Source organism: Azospirillum sp. TSO35-2, assembly GCF_003116095.1.
Lineage (GTDB): Bacteria > Pseudomonadota > Alphaproteobacteria > Azospirillales > Azospirillaceae > Azospirillum.
Genome location: NZ_LGRA01000018.1, coordinates 517,132 through 533,079, shown reverse-complemented (window position 1 = coordinate 533,079; position 15,948 = coordinate 517,132). Strand labels below are relative to the sequence as shown.

Sequence of the window (15,948 nt, the reverse complement as noted above, 5' to 3'; positions counted from 1 at the left end):
CGCTCGACTGACCGTAGGGTGTACACCGTCGGCGCGAGCGCGGCGCTGGAACACCAGGGTAGGCGCCGCCGTTGCTTCGGGCTGAACATTCCCGACGCCGAAGCGGGGGCCGACGTGGTGATTTCCCGTCTGACAGGGGCCATGGTGCTGGTGGCGTGCGCGCTGGGCGCCGCCGTTCCCGCGCCGGCGCAGGATGCCTCCGCGGGCAAGGCCATACCGGCGGCGGCCGCCTCGCCGGCCGACGACGGCAACTGGGTCATGCCGGGCAAGGATTACGCCAGCACCCGCTACAGCGCGCAGGACGAGATCAACACCGGCAACGTCCGCGACCTGCAGGTGGCCTTCACCTTCTCCACCGGCGTCGAGCGTGGGCACGAGGCGCCGCCGCTGGTGGTCGGCGGCACGATGTACATCGTCACCCCCTACCCCAACCGCCTGTTCGCGCTGGACCTGACCAAGCCCGGCGCCCCGTTGAAATGGAGCTTCGACCCCAAGCCGGCGGCCTCCGCCCAGGGGGTCGCCTGCTGCGACTACGTCAACCGCGGCCCGGCCTTCGCCGACGGCCGGCTGTTCATCAACACGCTGGACGGACAGACCATCGCGGTGGCGGCGGAGACGGGGCGGGAGCTGTGGCGCACCCAACTCGGCGACATCAACAAGGGGGAGACCATCACCATGGCCCCCCTGGTGGTGAAGGGGAAGGTGCTGGTCGGCAACTCCGGCGGGGAGTTCGGGGTGCGCGGCTGGCTGACGGCGCTGGACGCCGGGACCGGCACCATCGCCTGGAAGGCCTACAGCACCGGTCCCGACGCCGACGTGCTGATCGGCCCCGATTACAAGCCGTTCTACGACAAGGAGAAGGGCAAGGATCTGGGCGTCACCAGTTGGCCGCCCGACGCCTGGACCATCGGCGGCGGCACGGTGTGGGGCTGGATTTCCTACGATCCGGAACTGAACCTGATCTACCACGGCACCGCCAACCCCGGCCCGTGGAACCCGGAGCAGCGGCCGGGCGACAACAAATGGACCGGCGGCATCTTCGCCCGCAACCCCGACACCGGGCAGGCCCGCTGGTTCTACCAGGTGGTGCCGCACGACCTGTACGACCACGACGCCATCAACGAACTGCTGCTGCTCGACCTGCCGGTCAACGGGGCGATGCGCAAGACCGTCGTCCGGCCGGAGCGCAACGGCTACCTCTATGTCCTCGACCGCGCGACGGGGGAGGTGCTGTCGGCCGATCCCTACGCCGCCATCAACTCGTCCACCGGCGTCGACCTGAAGACCGGCGAGCTGGCGATGGTGGAGGCGAAGGCGCCGAAGCTGGGCAAGGTCGTGCGCGACATCTGCCCGACGGCGCCGGGGGCGAAGGACTGGAACCCGTCCGCCTTCTCGCCGCGCACCGGGCTGATCTACATCCCGCACATGAACCTGTGCATGGACTGGCAGAGTTCGGAGGCGAACTACATCGCCGGCACGCCCTATGTCGGGGCGGAGGTGCGGATGTTCGCCGGTCCCGGCGGCCACCGGGGCGAGCTGTCGGCGTGGGACCCGGTCAAGCGCGCCAAGGCCTGGAGCGTCAAGGAGGATTTCCCGCTGTGGAGCGGCGCGCTGACCACCGCCGGCGACCTGCTGTTCTACGGGACGATGGAGGGCTGGTTCAAGGCGCTGGACGCCCGCACCGGCGAGGAGCTGTGGCGGTTCAAAACCGGCTCCGGGATCATCGGCCAGCCGATCGCCTACCGCGGGCCGGACGGGCACGAATACGTCGCCGTGCTGTCGGGGGTCGGCGGCTGGGCCGGCGCGGTGGTGGTCGGCAACCTCGATCCGCGCGACGCCACCGCCGCCAAGGGCTTCGCCACCGCCGTGGCCGACCTGAAGACCAAGACCACCAAGGGGGGGATGCTGTATGTCTTCGCCCTGCCGCAGCGCCGTTAGCCTCGCAGCCCTTGCGGTCCTGACGGTCGCCGCCTGCGACCGCGAGGAGCGCGAGCCGCGCGGCGCCCCGGTCGGCGACAGCGGCCCGGCCGCCATCACCCAGGGCACGCTCTACGCCGGCCAGCCGTCGCCGCCGGGTCCGAGCCACCGTGAGTACGAAGGCAACGCCTACCACATCTCCCAGGGCAAGCAGCTCTACGTCTGGTTCAACTGCGGCACCTGCCACGCCAACGGCGGCGGCGACATCGGCCCGCCGCTGATGGACGACCAGTGGATCTACGGTGGGACGCTGGAGAACATCCACGCCACCATCCTGCAGGGGCGGCCCAACGGCATGCCGTCCTTCCGCGGCAAGATCCCCGAACAGCAGGTCTGGGAGATCGCCGCCTATGTGCGCTCGCTGAGCGGTCAGACGCCCAAGGCCGCCTCCCCCGGCCGCAGCGACTCCCTGAACGCCAAGCCGGACGAACAGCGCATGCCCAGGGAAGAGCCCAAGGGCAGCAGCCCGGGCGGGCCGAACCTGGAAGGGCGGCAATGAGCAGGGCGCTGCGGATCGGCAGCCTCGGGCTGGCGCTCTGCCTGGCATTGCCGGGGTGCCAGGGCGTCCAGTCGGCGCTCGACCCCGCCGGGCATCAGGCCGGGCGGATCGCCGGCCTGTGGTGGCTGTTCCTGGGGGTGCTGGCCGTCGTCTACCTGGTGGTGCTGGCCGGCCTGCTGATCGCGGCGTCCCGTCCGCGCCGCCGCGGGGTCCTGCCCAACGGCCCGTCCTTCGCCCGGGAGGAGCGGATCGAACGCCGGCTGACCGGGGGCCTGACCGCCTGGGCGGTCGGGACCGGAGCGATCATCCTGACGCTGACCGGGCTGAGCTACGCCGTCGACCGTGACATCCTGGGGCTGACCGACAAGGCCGAACTGGAGATCGAGGTCACCGCCAAGCAATGGTGGTGGCAGGTGAAGTACAACGATCCGGTCCCCAGCCGCAGCTTCGAGACCGCCAATGAAATCCGCCTGCCGGTCGGCGTGCCGGTGCGCATCGTCCTGAAGTCGCAGGACGTCATCCACAGCTTCTGGGTCCCGAACCTGCACGGCAAGACCGACCTGATCCCCGGCCGGGTCAACGAGACGACGCTGGTTGCCGACCGCGAGGGCCGGTTCCGCGGCCAATGCGCCGAGTTCTGCGGCTTCCAGCACGCCAACATGGCGCTGGACGTGGTGGCGATGCCGCGCGACCGGTTCGACGCCTGGCGCGAATCCCAACTCAGCCCCGCCGCCGCCCCGGCCGACGATCTGGCCAGGCAGGGGCAACAGGTCTTCCTCAGCGCCGCCTGCGTGATGTGCCACACCATCCACGGCACGACGGCGGCCAGCCGGGTCGGGCCGGACCTGACCCACGTCGCCAGCCGCCCGTCGCTCGCCGCCGGCACCCTGCCCTACAGCAAGGGCAACCTCGCCGGCTGGATCGCCGACCCGCAGCGCATCAAGCCGGGGAACCAGATGCCGATCACCAGCCTGTCGCCCGACCAGCTTCAGGGCGTGGTCGCCTACCTGGACAGCCTGAAATGACGGCCGGCACCGATACGGCCGTCGTCCGCCGCGACGGCCCCGGGCTGGGCGAGGCGGAGACCAACGCCCGGCTGGCGCGGAGCTGGGCGACGCCGCCCGGCCTGTGGGGCTGGCTGTCGACCGTCGACCACAAGCAGGTCGGCCGGCGCTACGTCGTCACCGCCTTCACCTTCTTCGTGCTGGCCGGACTGCTGGCGCTCGCCATGCGGATGCAGTTGGCGGGGCCGGAGCGGACGCTGCTGTCGCCCGACCGCTACAACCAGATCTTCACCATGCACGGCACGACGATGATGTTCCTCTTCGCCGTGCCGATGATGGAGGCCTTCGCGATCTATCTGGTGCCGCTGATGGTCGGCACCCGCGCCATCGCCTTTCCCCGCCTGAACGCCTTCAGCTATTGGGTCTATCTGGCCGGCGGCATCATGCTGTGGGTCGCCTTCATCCTGAATGTCGGGCCGGACGTCGGGTGGTTCAGCTATGTGCCGCTGGCCGGCCCGCAATACAGCCCCGGCAAGCGCGTCGATTTCTGGGCGCAGATGGTCACCTTCACCGAGGTGGCGGCGCTGGCGGTCGCGGTCGAGATCATCGTCACCGTGTTCAAGCAACGGGCGCCGGGCATGTCGCTGAACCGCATCCCGCTGTTCGTCTGGGGCCAGCTCGTCACCTCCTTCATGGTGGTGTTCGCCATGCCGGCGGTGATGGTGTCCAGCAGCATGCTGATCATGGACCGGCTGATCGGCACCCATTTCTTCAATCCGGCCGAAGGCGGCGACGCGCTGCTGTGGCAGCACCTGTTCTGGTTCTTCGGCCATCCGGAGGTCTACATCATCTTCCTGCCGGCGACCGGCTTCGTCTCGTCGATCCTGCCGACCTTCGCGCGCCGGCCGATCTTCGGCTACACCGCGCTGGTGCTGGCGCTGTTCGCGACCGGCTTCCTCGGCTTCGGGCTGTGGGTCCACCACATGTTCGCGACCGGGCTGCCGCATCTCGGCAACAGTTTCTACACCGCGGCCAGCATGGCCATCGCCATCCCCAGCGGCATCCAGATCTTCTGCTGGATCGCCACCCTGTGGGACGGACGGCCGCGCTTCGCCACGCCGCTGCTGTTCGTGATCGGCTTCATCGTCGTCTTCGTGCTGGGCGGCCTCAGCGGCATCATGCTGGCCTCCGTCCCGCTCGACAGCCAGGTCCACGACACCTACTTCGTCGTCGCCCACTTCCACTATGTTCTGATCGGCGGCGCGGTGTTCCCGCTGTTCGGCGCCTTCTATTACTGGTTCCCGAAATTCACCGGGCGGATGCTGTCGGAACGGGTGGGGGCCTGGAACTTCGGCCTGTTCTTCGTCGGCTTCAACCTCGCCTTCTTCCCCATGCACATCCTGGGGCTGATCGGCATGCCGCGCCGGGTCTACAGCTATCCGGCCGGCGTCGGCTGGGACGAGCTGAACCTGCTGGCGACGGCGGGCGCCGTGATCCTCGCGGCCGGCGTGGCGACCTTCGTCGGCAACGTCTGGCACAGCCTGAAGCACGGCGTCTCGGCCGGCGACAACCCGTGGGGGGCCGGCACCCTGGAATGGGCGACGTCGTCGCCGCCGCCCAGCTACAACTTCACCCACATCCCCGTGGTCACCGGGCAGGAGCCGCTATGGACGCTCCCCCAGGGTCTGCCCGCCCAGGGTCTGCCGGTCGTCGGCGGCCTGCGGGTGGACCAGCGCGAGCTGCTGCTGACCACCGTGGTCGACGCCGATCCCGACCTGCGGGAGCCGTCGCCGGAACCGTCGATCTGGCCGCTGCTGTCGGCGTTGGCGGTGACGGCGCTGTTCATCGGCTCGATCTTCACGCCCTGGGCGGTGGTGTGGGGGGCGATCCCGCTGGCGGTCGGGCTGATCGGCTGGTTCTGGCCCAAATCGCCGCCCGACACCCCCGAACCGGTGATCGACTGATGGAAAAGGCGCCGCACTTCGTCACCGACCTCGCCCATCTGCCGACCAGCGCGCACGGACCGCGCTCGGCCACCTGGTGGGGGACGCTGGGCTTCATCCTGATCGAGGGCACCGGCTTCGCGCTGGCCGCCGCCGCCTATTTCTACCTGATGGGCCAGCCGGAGACTTGGCCGCCCGGGCAGGCGCCGCCGGACTGGCTGTGGGGGACGGCGCAGTTGATCCTGATGCTGGCGAGCCTGCTGCCCAACCTGTGGACCGACCGGGTGGCCCACCAGGAGGATCTGCGCAAGGTCCGCGTCGGCCTCGTCGTCATGTCGGCGGTCGGGCTGCTGACGCTGGTCGTCCGCGCGTTCGAGTTCGGGGCGCTGAACTGCCGCTGGGACGACAACGCCTACGGCTCCATCGTCTGGGTCCTGCTGGGGCTGCACGCGACCCACCTCGTGACCGACATCGGCGACACGCTGGTGCTGACGGCGCTGATGTTCACCCGGCATGTCGAGCCGCGCCGCTACACCGACGTCACCGACAACTGCGTCTACTGGAACTTCGTGGTGCTGGCCTGGGTGCCGCTGTGGGGCCTGCTCTACGTCGTGCCGAGGCTGGTCTGAGATGGCGGCGCGGCACATCCCCGTCACCGCCTGGGCCGGCTGGATCGCCGGACCGGCCGGCTGGCTGATCCAGCATCAGGGCGGCTCCGACACCGTCTATTGGAACTGCGCGCTGGGCAGGCCGTCGCTGGTGGTGACGCTGGGCGTCGTCGGCGCGCTGGTGGCGCTGGCCGGCGGCTGGCTGTCCTGGCGGGCGGCGCGGGCGGCCGGACCCGTCGACAGCGAATCCCCCGGCCGCGGCAGCCAGCGCTTCATCGGAACGCTGGGAGCGCTGGCGGTGGCGATCGTCCTGGTGGCGATCACCGGCCAGACCATGGCCGGGCTGATCCTGCAGGGGTGCGGGCGATGACCGGCGCGCGGACCTCCGCCATCCTGCTGGCGACGCTCCTGCTGGCGCCCGCCCCGGCGCTCGCCCACGGCGGCGGGGTGGAGCTGGCGGTCGACCCGTGGCTCGGCCTGCCGCTGCTGGGAAGCGGGTTGTTGTACCTGGCCGGGTGGCGGCGGCTGGCGCTGCGGCGGCAGGGCCGCCCGGCGGCCGGGCGGGCGACGGGAGCGCGGCGGCGTGCCCTGCTGTTCGCCGCCGGCTGGCTGCTGCTGGCGTTGCCGGTGATCACGCCGCTGCATGTCTGGGGCGGGCGGTCCTTCGCCGCGCATATGGTGGAGCATGAGATCATCATGGTGCTCGCCGCGCCGCTGCTGGCGCTGGGGCGGCCGTTGGGCGTGCTGCTGTGGGGGCTGCCGGACAGGTTGCGGCGCCGGCTGGTGCGCGCCGGGCGGACCGGCCTGCGCGGGACATGGCGGCGGCTGACCGACCCGCTGACCGCGACGCTGCTGCAGACGGTCGTCCTGTGGCTGTGGCACATCCCCGCCGCGTTCGAGGCCGCCGTCACCACGCCGGTCCTGCACGCGGCGCAGCACGCCAGCTTCCTCGGCGCGGCCCTGCTGTTCTGGTGGGCGCTGTCCGTTGGGCGGGCGGGGCGGCTCGGCCATGGCGCCGCCGCGCTGTGCCAGTTCCTGACCGCGTTGCAGAGCGGGCTGCTCGGCACCCTGCTGACGCTGGCCCGCACGCCCTGGTACCCGACCTACGCCGCGCAGGCCGGCGGCCGGCTGTCGCCGCTGGAGGACCAGCAGTTGGCCGGCCTCGTCATGTGGATACCGGCCGGGCTGGTCCACGCGGCGGCGGCCTTCGTCCTGATCGCGCTGTGGCTGAACCGTTCGGGGAGGGGCCGCGATGTCCTATGGGCGGAGTAGACGCGGGCGTCCCGGCCCGGTGCGGGCCCGGCCGGCGGCCGCCGTCGCGCTGGCGCTGGCGGTGATCGCCGCGGCGGCCGGGGCGGCGTGGCAGGGCGTGCAGCAGCGGCAGAAGACGTTGCGCCACGTCGCCGAGATCACCGGCGGCGATCCCCACGCCGGGCAGGAGGCGGTGCTGCGCTACGGCTGCGGCAGTTGCCACACCATCCCCGGCGTCACCCGCGCCCGCGGACTGGTCGGCCCGCCGCTGGCCGGCTTCGGCAGCCGGGTCTATGTCGCCGGCGTTCTGGCCAACACGCCCGACAACGTCATGAGCTGGATCAAGGATCCGCCGGCGGCCTCGCCCCGCACGGCGATGCCCAACCTGGGCGTCAGCGACCAGGACGCCCGCGACATCACCGCCTATCTCTACACCCTGACGGAGGGACATTGGTGATGCGCCGCATCCTGGTCGCCGCGCTGGCCGTGCTGCTCCCGGCGGCGGGGGCCGGTGCCGAGCCCCTGCGCGTCTGCGCCGATCCCAACAACCTGCCCTACAGCAACGACCGCGGCGAAGGGTTCGAGAACCGGATCGTCGACCTGCTGGCCCGCGACCTGGGCGTGGCGGTCGAGTACACCTGGTGGGCGCAGCGCCGCGGCTTCATCCGCAACACGCTGAAGGCCGGCCTGTGCGACGTCGTCGCCGGGGTGCCGGCGACGATGGACATGCTGGCGACGACGCGGCCCTATTACCGCTCCACCTATGTGTTCGTCACGGCGGCCGGGCGCGGGCTGGACATCGGCAGCTTCGACGATCCGCGGCTGCGCAGCCTGACGGTCGGGGTGCAGATGATCGGCGACGACTTCTCCAACGCCCCGCCCGCCCACGCGCTGAGCCGCCGCGGCATCGTCCGCAATGTGCGCGGCTATCTTGTCTATGGCGACTACACGAAACCGAACCCGACCGCCCGCATCGTCGACGCGGTGGCGAGCGGCGAACTGGACGTCGCCGTGGTCTGGGGGCCCCAGGCCGGCTATTTCGCCGCCCACGAAGCGGTGCCGCTGACCCTGACCCCGGTCGCCCCGCGGATCGACGGGCCGGTCCCGCCGATGGTCTTCGATATCGCCATGGGGGTGAGGAAGGACGACGACGCCTTGCGCAACCGCCTGGGCGCCGCGCTGGAGCGCAACCGCGATGCGATCGACCGGGTTCTGGCGGATTACGGCGTCCCCCGCGCGCCCTGACCGACCGGCGGGCCCGCCGTCAGGCGACCAGCGCCAGTTCCGGGGCGAGCCGCCGCGCGTCGGCGATCAGGGCGGCGGTCAACGGCGGCTGCGGGGTGCGCCGGGCGACGACGAGGCCGATCAGGGTCGTCACCTCGGGCGCCACGATGGGGATGGCGCGGATGGTGGGGAGCAGCAGCAGCGAGTCGGCCATGATCCGCGGCATGATGGTCGCCCACATGCCGGTGCAGAGATGGTTCGCCAGCACGACGATCGAGTTGGACTCCAGCATCGGTTCGGCGTGCACCCCGGCCTCGGCGAAGGCGCGGTCGATGATCCGGCGGTTCTGCATGTTCGCGTTGAGCAGGCAGAGCGGCAGGGTGGCCGCCTCCTCCCAGGTGACGGTGTCGCGCGACCCGAACGGGCCGTCCGCCGCCGTGATCAGGTGGTAGCGCTCGTGGTAGAGCGGCACCTCGTCGACGTTGCCGACCGGCTCGTTGTCGAGGTAGGTGATCCCCGCCTCCGCCTCCAGATTCTCCAGCCGCGACAGGATCTCGGTCGAGCTGTGAGAGGAGATGATGATCTTGATGCCGGGGTGCAGCGACCAGAACATCGAGGTCAGCCGCTGCACCAGCGGCAGGGCGGTCGGCACCACGGCCAGACGCAGCGTTCCGGTCAGGCCGTGCTTCATCGTCTCGACGTCGGCGCGCATCGCCTTGTAGTCGCCGACGATCCGCCGCGCCCATTCCAGAACCCGTTCCCCCTCCGCGGTGAAGCCGATGAAGCGCGCCCCGCGATCGACCAGCGGCACGCCCAGCGTCGACTCCAACTGCTTGATCGCCGCGGACAGGTTCGGTTGCGACACCCCGCAGACCTGGGCGGCCCGGCCGAAATGCTTTTCGGTCGCGAGCGCAATCAGAAATTCCAGCTTTTCCTGCATGCCGGGGCTCCTCCCAGGTCTTTGGACACACACCGACCGGTCCGGTAGCCGGTGCCGGGGCTCCAGGTCCTGCGCCGGTTGTTTTCTGTCTTTGACGCGGCAACATCATTGATACGGATCATCGTTTCGCCCACCGGCCGCCGTGGCGCAGCGGCAAAGCGCCGCATCGTTGGTCCACGAACCATCCCCGGTTGTCGATCATGCGACCTCCATCTCGATGAAACGGTAACCGTCGCCGCCGTCGATCCGCAGGCGGTGGCCGGCGCAGGCCGGGCATCGGGCGACGCGGCTGTCGACCTCCGACTCGGCACCGCAATCCTCGCAGACGGCGTGCCCCGGCGGACGCTCGATCCGCAGGGCGGCGCCCTCCAGGAAGGTGTCGCGGCTGAGAAGGTCGAAGGCGACCTGGAGCGCCTCCGGCTCCACCCGGCTCAGCCGGCCGACCGACAGGCTGACGCGGACCACCCGGGCGAAGGGCCGGGCGTCCCGCGCCGCCATGGCCTGTTGGAGCAGGGATTGGCAAACGGCGATCTCATGCATGGGCGGGCTCCCTCCGGACGAAGGACAAGGACACGGCCGCCCCCTTGCGGAAGGACGGCCGTGCTCGGCGACTCGGGTTGCGGCTCAGGCGTAGGCCGGGGCCTTCTTCGCGGCGCGGCTCACAGCGCCGCTGAGACCGCTCTTCAGCGTCGCGTACTCCTGCTGGACGTGGTTCTCGGCCCAGACCTGATCGGCGATCGGTTCGACCCGGACGGCGGCGTATTTGTATTCCGGCGTCTTGGCGATGGGATCGACCGCGTGGATGGTCAGCTCGTTGCAGGCACCGATCCACCACTGGTAGGTCATGTAGACCGCGCCCTGGTTGGTGCGGTCGGTGACGCTGGCGCGGCTGATGACCTTGCCGCGGCGCGAGGAGACCCAGACCAGTTCCTGGTCACGGATGCCCAACGCCTTGGCGTCCTTCGGGTTGATCGTCACATAGCCCGGCTCGTCGGCCAGCGTCTGCAGGGCGGCGCAGTTGCCGGTCATCGAGCGGCAGGAATAGTGGCCGACCTCGCGGACGGTGCAGAGGACCAGCGGGAACTCCTCGTTCAGCTGGTCCTGCGGCGGCCGCCATTCGCTGGCGAACAGCAGGCCCTTGCCGCTCGGCCGCTGGAAGATGTTGCCCTCGTAGAGGTACTTGGAACCGGGCGAGTCGAGCGTCCGGCACGGCCACTGCACACAGCCCAGCCCCTCCATCTTCTCGTAGGTCGCGCCGTAATAGAGCGGGCACAGCTCGCGCAGTTCGTCCCAGATCTGCTTGGTGTCGGTGTAGTGCATCGGATAGCCCATCGCCGTGGCGAGCAGGCTGATGATTTCCCAGTCGTGCTTGACGTCGCCCTTGGCGTCGACCGCCTTGGTGAAGCGCTGGAAGCTGCGGTCGGCGGCGCTGAACACGCCCTCATGCTCGCCCCAGGAGGTCGCCGGCAGGATCAGGTCGGCGAACATCGCCGTCTTCGTCATGAAGATGTCCTGGACGATGATGAAGTCCAGCGCGGCGAAGCCCTTGCGCACCTGCGCCAGGTCCGGCTCGGTCTGGGCGGGATCCTCGCCCATGATGTACATCGCCTTCAGCGCGCCGGTTTCCGCCAGATGCGGAACGTCGGTCAGGCGGCAGCCGACCTTGTCGGGCAGGCTGGGCACGCCCCACGCCTTGGCGAACTTCGCGCGCGCCTTGGCGTCGTCGACCCGCTGGTAGCCGGGGAAGTTGTCCGGCAGCACGCCCATGTCGCAGCTGCCCTGCACGTTGTTCTGGCCGCGCACCGGGCCGACGCCGACGTTCGGGCGGCCGAGGTTGCCGGTCAGCAGCGCCAGTCCCGACAGGCCCTTCACCACGTCGACGCCCTGCCCCCACTGGGTGACGCCCATGCCCCACAGGATGGTGGCGGTCGGCGCCGCGGCGTAGATGCGCATCGCCTCGCGGATGTCGGCGGCGGCAAGGCCGGTGATCGACTCGACGTATTCCGGCGTGTATTTGGCGACCGTCGCCTTGTACTCTTCAAAGCCCTCGGTGTGGTTGGCGACGTAGTCCTTGTCGTAGAGCTTCTCGGTGATCAGGACATTGGCGAAGGCGTTGACCAGCGCCATGTTGGAGCCGTTCTTCAACGGCAGCCACAGGTCGGCCAGCCGGGCGGTCTCGATCTTGCGCGGGTCGCAGACGATGATCTTGGCGCCGCGCTCCTTGGCCTTGATGATGCGCCGGGCGATGACCGGGTGGCTGTCGGCGACGTTGTAGCCGAAGACCAGAACGCATTTGGTGTCCTCGATCTCGGGGATCGAGTTGCTCATCGCGCCGTTGCCGAGCGTGGTCAGCAGGCCGGCGACCGACGGGCCGTGGCAGACGCGCGCGCAGTTGTCGACGTTGTTCGTGCCGAGCACCGCGCGGGTGAACTTCTGCATCACATAGTTGGTCTCGTTGCCGGTGCCGCGCGACGAGCCGGTCGTCATGATCGAGTCGGGGCCGTGCTTGGCCTTGATCTCCGACAGCCGGGTCGCGGCGTACTGGATCGCCTCGTCCCACGACACCGCCTCGAACGCGGCGTCGCGGCTGCGGCGCAGCATCGGGTTGCGCAGGCGCGGCGTCAGGATCTTGGTGTCGTTGATGAAGTCGAAGCCGAAATAGCCCTTCAGGCACAGCTCCCCTTCATTGGTCACGCCGTTCAGGGGCTCGGCGCCGACGACCTTCCCGCCCTCGACCAGCAGATTGAGTTTGCAGCCCGTACCGCAGTAGGGGCAGACCGCCATATGCTTTTCCATCTCGACCTCGATGTTCCTGGCTCGATTTTCGTGGCTTGGGGTTCGGCTGGTGTCAGGCCGCAACGTCGGCGGCTTCCAGCGCGGCGCGCTCGCGGCGCTGGCGCAGGGTTTCGTCCATCGATGCCCGGTCCATCAGGGTCAGGGCGTTGGTGGGACAGACCGACACGCAGGCCGGACCGGCCTCGCGGTTGACGCACAGGTCGCATTTGTGCGCCTGCGCCTTGACGCCCAGGCTGAGCGTCATGCCGGCGAACTGCCGGACCGCCGGCACCGTCACCACGTCCATGGCGCCGAACGGGCAGGCCAGCACGCAGTTCTTGCAGCCGAGGCAGCGGTCCTGTTCGACCTGCACGCTGTGCTGGCGATAGACGATCGCGTTGTTGGGGCAGGCGTTGACGCAGGGCGCGTCTTCGCAGTGGTGGCACATCACCGCGGTGCTGACGCTGGCCGTCTTCACCATGTGGATGCGCGGCTTGAAGGTTTCGGGCGCGAGGGTGTCGACCCCCGCCCCGTCGGTATGGGCAAGCGCACAGGCGACTTCGCATGTGCGGCAACCGATGCACTTGCTCGGGTTTGCAGCGACGAATCTGTTCATTCCTGTCGTCCTTGGTTGGTGCTCGCGCCGCTCCGCCGGTGTGAAAACCGCTGGCGTCACGGCTGATAGGATTCGCTTATCGCCCAATAATAACAAGTAATCGACATCGATAAGGCCGCCTTATCGGCCATCACTCTTTTCAAATCGATGTTGTTCAGCGGATACATGGAATTCAGATAGCGCTTGTGTCCGCTCGAATTCATGTGCGGCACCTTATACCCACTTTTTTTGTGTGTCCAGTTGACATGCGATGACTAAGGCGCCTAGCGTAGCGACAAGCAACGCGCAGTCACAGATGCGAGACAATCGCAAATGAGATTCGCCGTTGATGGCTCCCCTTCTGCCGGATCGCTTGGGCCAACTGGCGATCTCAAGGGCGTGTGCGAGCCAATACTTTCTTCTTATTGGCCGATCAGGATTTCTTATCGGGGTATCGGCCAATCCAAGCGTTTTGCCCGATTTAACGCACCCGCCCGGGAAGCCGGAGGTCTGGACATGAATCGCTTCGTTATCGCGGAACCGAGAAAGTGCATCGGGTGCAACACCTGCATGGCCGCATGCACCGAGATACACAAGAAGGCGGGGCTGCAGGCGCATCCCCGCCTGACCGTCATGCGGATCGCCGACGACACGGCCCCCGTCCTCTGCCACCAGTGCGAGGACGCGCCGTGCGCCCGGGTCTGCCCGGTCAACGCCATCACCCACGCGGCCGACGCCATCGTCCTGGACGAGAAGATCTGCATCGGCTGCAAGATGTGCGCGCTGGCCTGCCCGTTCGGCGCCATCACGCCGAGCGGCACCAGCGTCGCCGGGGTCGCCGGCATCCGCACCGCCACGCCCACCCAGCCGGCCGCGCTCGATCCGCTGCTGGCCTGGGAGATCGGCGTGAAGAGCGTCGCGGTGAAGTGCGACCTCTGCGCCTTTGCCAGCGACGGACCGGCCTGCGTGCGCGTGTGCCCGACCGCCGCCCTCTACACCGTCGACGCCGCCACTGCCGGGCAGGCCGCAGCCGTCAAGCGCACGCTTGCGGCCGCGGCGCCGGTCAGCCTGGAACGGACGCCCGCCGCCCTGGAGGGGCTGGACCCATGATTCCAATCTCCCTTCTCATCCTGTCGCTGCTGCTGTCCTGCGGCGGCGCCATCCTCAGCCTCCTCCTGAAAACGCGGGAGGGGGATGTCCGTCTGTCGACCAGCGTGATCGGCGCCGCCGCGGCGCTCGCCGGCCTCGGCTCCGGCCTCGCGGCCATCGCGGGACCGACGCGGGTGCTCGACGCGGCGGGGCCCTACCCCTTCGCGCATTTCGTCCTGCGGCTCGACCCGCTGGCCGGGCTGATGATCACCGTCATCTCGCTGCTGTCGCTGGTGGCCTGGGTCTACGGCTTCGCCTATGTGCGGGAGTATGCCGGGCGCGGCATCGGCGCCATGGCCTTCTTCATGAACGCCTTCATCGCCTCGATGATGCTGGTGGTGGCGGCCGACAACGGCTTCTGGTTCCTCATCTTCTTCGAGATGATGTCGCTCGCCTCCTACTTCCTGGTGATCTTCGACCAGGATGACGAGGCGGTCGGCGCCGGCTTCCTCTATTTCCTGGTCGCCCATGGCGGCTCGGTGCTGATCATGGCCGCCTTCTTCCTGATGGCGAACCAGGCCGGCAGCTTCGACTTCGCCGCCTTCCGCGCCCATCCCCTGCCGGCCCCGCTGGACAGCGTCGCCTTCCTGCTCGCCTTCGTCGGCTTCGGCGCCAAGGCCGGCATGATCCCGCTGCACATCTGGCTGCCGCGCGCCCATCCGGCCGCGCCGTCGCACGCCTCGGCGCTGATGTCGGGCGTGATGATCAAGATCGGCATCTTCGGCATCGTCAAGGTCGGCATCGACCTGCTGGGCGCCAGCGCCGGGCCGTCGATGCTGGGCTGGGGCCTGCTGGTTCTGGCCTTCGGCGCCGTGTCCTCGGTGCTGGGCGTCGTCTACGCGCTGGCCGAGCACGACATCAAGAAGCTGCTCGCCTACCACTCGGTCGAGAACATCGGCATCATCCTGCTGGGCGTCGGCGTCGGCATGATCGGCATGGCGCTGCACCAGCCGGTGCTGGCGGTGCTGGGCCTGATGGCCGGCCTCTACCACCTGCTGAACCACGCGGTGTTCAAGGGCCTGCTGTTCCTCGGCGCCGGCTCCACCATCTTCCGCATGCACACCAAGGACATGGAGAAGATGGGCGGGCTTGCCCGCAACATGCCGTGGACCGCGCTGTCCTTCCTGGTCGGCGCCCTGGCCATCTCGGCGATCCCGCCGCTAAACGGCTTCGTGTCGGAGTGGTACACCTACCAGGCGCTGTTCGCCGCCGCGCTCAACGGCACGCCGCTGGTCGCCTTCGCCGCCCCGATCGCCGCGGTGATGCTGGCGCTGACCGGCGCGCTGGCGGTCATGTGCTTCGTCAAGGCCTACGGCATCATGTTCGCCGGCGCGCCGCGCAGCCACCACGCCGAAGAGGCGCGGGAGGCACCCTTCGCGATGGTCGCCGGCATGGTGATGCTGGCCGTGGCCTGCGTCGTGCTGGGCCTGTTCGCCCCGCTGATCGCCCCGGTGATGGGCCGCATCGCCGCGTCGACCATCGGCGTGGCGCCGGTGACGCTGGCGGTGGGCGCCACCCTGCTGCCGGGCGATCCGCAGCAGGCGACGCTGTCCACCCCGCTGATCGCCATCCTGCTGCTGGCGCTGGCGACCCTGCCGATCGCGCTGAAGGCGGTGTTCTCGTCCCGTCGCGGCGTCACCCGGCGGGCGGCGGCGCCGTGGGCGGCCGGCTATCTGCCGGACAGCCACATGCCGGCCACCGCCGGCAGCTTCGCCCAGCCGATCCGCATGTTCTTCGCCCCGCTCTACACCATGCGCCGGACCATCGCCGGTCGCTGGACCGGTGTCGCGCTCGGCTTCGAGCGGGTGATCACGCTGGCGCGGCGCACCGAACCGCTGGCCGACCGCGCGCTGATCGCGCCGATCGGCGAGGCGGTGGATGCTGGCGGCAAGTGGCTGCAGGTGATCCAGGGCGGCGATTTCCGGATCTACTGCCTCTACATCGTCGCGGCGCTGATCGCGCTCCTCGCGCTGGCCGTCTGAC

Annotated in this window: 15 protein-coding genes; 11 read left to right on the top strand and 4 right to left on the bottom strand. The window is 69.4% G+C overall.

What is annotated here, in order from left to right; genetic code table 11:
* Positions 1 to 18 precede the first annotated feature (18 nt).
* The 9 genes from TSO352_RS13335 to TSO352_RS13295 are packed head-to-tail and all read left to right on the top strand — an operon-like array spanning position 19 to position 8,527.
* On the top strand, positions 19 to 1,938 hold the full coding sequence (locus TSO352_RS13335) for a methanol/ethanol family PQQ-dependent dehydrogenase (protein ID WP_247872076.1): 1,920 nt from the start codon (positions 19 to 21) through the stop codon (positions 1,936 to 1,938).
* Positions 1,910 to 2,476, top strand: a complete 567-nt coding sequence (locus TSO352_RS13330; RefSeq protein WP_109107803.1) for a c-type cytochrome — start codon at positions 1,910 to 1,912, stop codon at positions 2,474 to 2,476. Before TSO352_RS13335 ends, TSO352_RS13330 begins: the two co-directional genes overlap by 29 nt.
* On the top strand, positions 2,473 to 3,501 hold the full coding sequence (gene coxB / locus TSO352_RS13325) for a cytochrome c oxidase subunit II (RefSeq protein WP_109107802.1): 1,029 nt from the start codon (positions 2,473 to 2,475) through the stop codon (positions 3,499 to 3,501). The genes TSO352_RS13330 and coxB overlap by 4 nt, the downstream gene beginning before the upstream one ends.
* A complete protein-coding gene (ctaD, locus tag TSO352_RS13320; RefSeq protein ID WP_109107801.1) occupies positions 3,498 to 5,444 on the top strand; it encodes a cytochrome c oxidase subunit I in 1,947 nt (648 codons plus the stop codon). The genes coxB and ctaD overlap by 4 nt, the downstream gene beginning before the upstream one ends.
* Positions 5,444 to 6,052, top strand: coding sequence for a cytochrome c oxidase subunit 3 (locus TSO352_RS13315; RefSeq protein ID WP_109107800.1), 609 nt, complete (start codon positions 5,444 to 5,446; stop codon positions 6,050 to 6,052). The genes ctaD and TSO352_RS13315 overlap by 1 nt, the downstream gene beginning before the upstream one ends.
* 1 nt (position 6,053) lies before the next feature.
* Entirely contained in the window at positions 6,054 to 6,401 is a 348-nt protein-coding gene (locus TSO352_RS13310) for a hypothetical protein (protein ID WP_109107799.1), read from the top strand.
* The gene (locus TSO352_RS13305; protein ID WP_109108312.1) at positions 6,398 to 7,303 is read left to right on the top strand and encodes a cytochrome c oxidase assembly protein; all 906 of its coding nucleotides are present in this window, start codon (positions 6,398 to 6,400) and stop codon (positions 7,301 to 7,303) included. The genes TSO352_RS13310 and TSO352_RS13305 overlap by 4 nt, the downstream gene beginning before the upstream one ends.
* A gap of 19 nt (positions 7,304 to 7,322) precedes the next feature.
* Positions 7,323 to 7,739, top strand: a complete 417-nt coding sequence (locus TSO352_RS13300; protein WP_247872075.1) for a c-type cytochrome — start codon at positions 7,323 to 7,325, stop codon at positions 7,737 to 7,739.
* A complete protein-coding gene (locus TSO352_RS13295; RefSeq protein ID WP_109107797.1) occupies positions 7,739 to 8,527 on the top strand; it encodes a substrate-binding domain-containing protein in 789 nt (262 codons plus the stop codon). The genes TSO352_RS13300 and TSO352_RS13295 overlap by 1 nt, the downstream gene beginning before the upstream one ends.
* Before the next feature lie 19 nt (positions 8,528 to 8,546).
* Here the strand turns inward: TSO352_RS13295 and TSO352_RS13290 are convergent, their stop codons facing one another.
* The 4 genes from TSO352_RS13290 to TSO352_RS13275 form a co-directional block, all read right to left on the bottom strand.
* Positions 8,547 to 9,446, bottom strand: coding sequence for a LysR family transcriptional regulator (locus TSO352_RS13290; RefSeq protein ID WP_109107796.1), 900 nt, complete (start codon positions 9,444 to 9,446; stop codon positions 8,547 to 8,549).
* 198 nt (positions 9,447 to 9,644) lie between these two features.
* Positions 9,645 to 9,986 (bottom strand): hydrogenase maturation nickel metallochaperone HypA, encoded by a 342-nt coding sequence (gene hypA / locus TSO352_RS13285; RefSeq protein ID WP_109107795.1) that lies wholly within the window; start codon positions 9,984 to 9,986, stop codon positions 9,645 to 9,647.
* 84 nt (positions 9,987 to 10,070) lie between these two features.
* Positions 10,071 to 12,242: a formate dehydrogenase subunit alpha gene (gene fdhF / locus TSO352_RS13280; protein ID WP_109107794.1), complete on the bottom strand. Its 2,172-nt coding sequence runs from the start codon at positions 12,240 to 12,242 to the stop codon at positions 10,071 to 10,073.
* A 52-nt stretch (positions 12,243 to 12,294) separates the two neighbouring features.
* Positions 12,295 to 12,837, bottom strand: coding sequence for a 4Fe-4S dicluster domain-containing protein (locus TSO352_RS13275; protein WP_109107793.1), 543 nt, complete (start codon positions 12,835 to 12,837; stop codon positions 12,295 to 12,297).
* Positions 12,838 to 13,386: 549 nt separating this feature from the next.
* Between TSO352_RS13275 and TSO352_RS13270 the strand changes: the two genes are divergently transcribed.
* Complete coding sequence (locus TSO352_RS13270) at positions 13,387 to 13,926, top strand: 4Fe-4S dicluster domain-containing protein (RefSeq protein ID WP_247872074.1); 540 nt, start codon at positions 13,387 to 13,389, stop codon at positions 13,924 to 13,926.
* The gene (gene hyfB, locus TSO352_RS13265; protein ID WP_109107791.1) at positions 13,923 to 15,947 is read left to right on the top strand and encodes a hydrogenase 4 subunit B; all 2,025 of its coding nucleotides are present in this window, start codon (positions 13,923 to 13,925) and stop codon (positions 15,945 to 15,947) included. The genes TSO352_RS13270 and hyfB overlap by 4 nt, the downstream gene beginning before the upstream one ends.
* Position 15,948 lies beyond the last annotated feature (1 nt).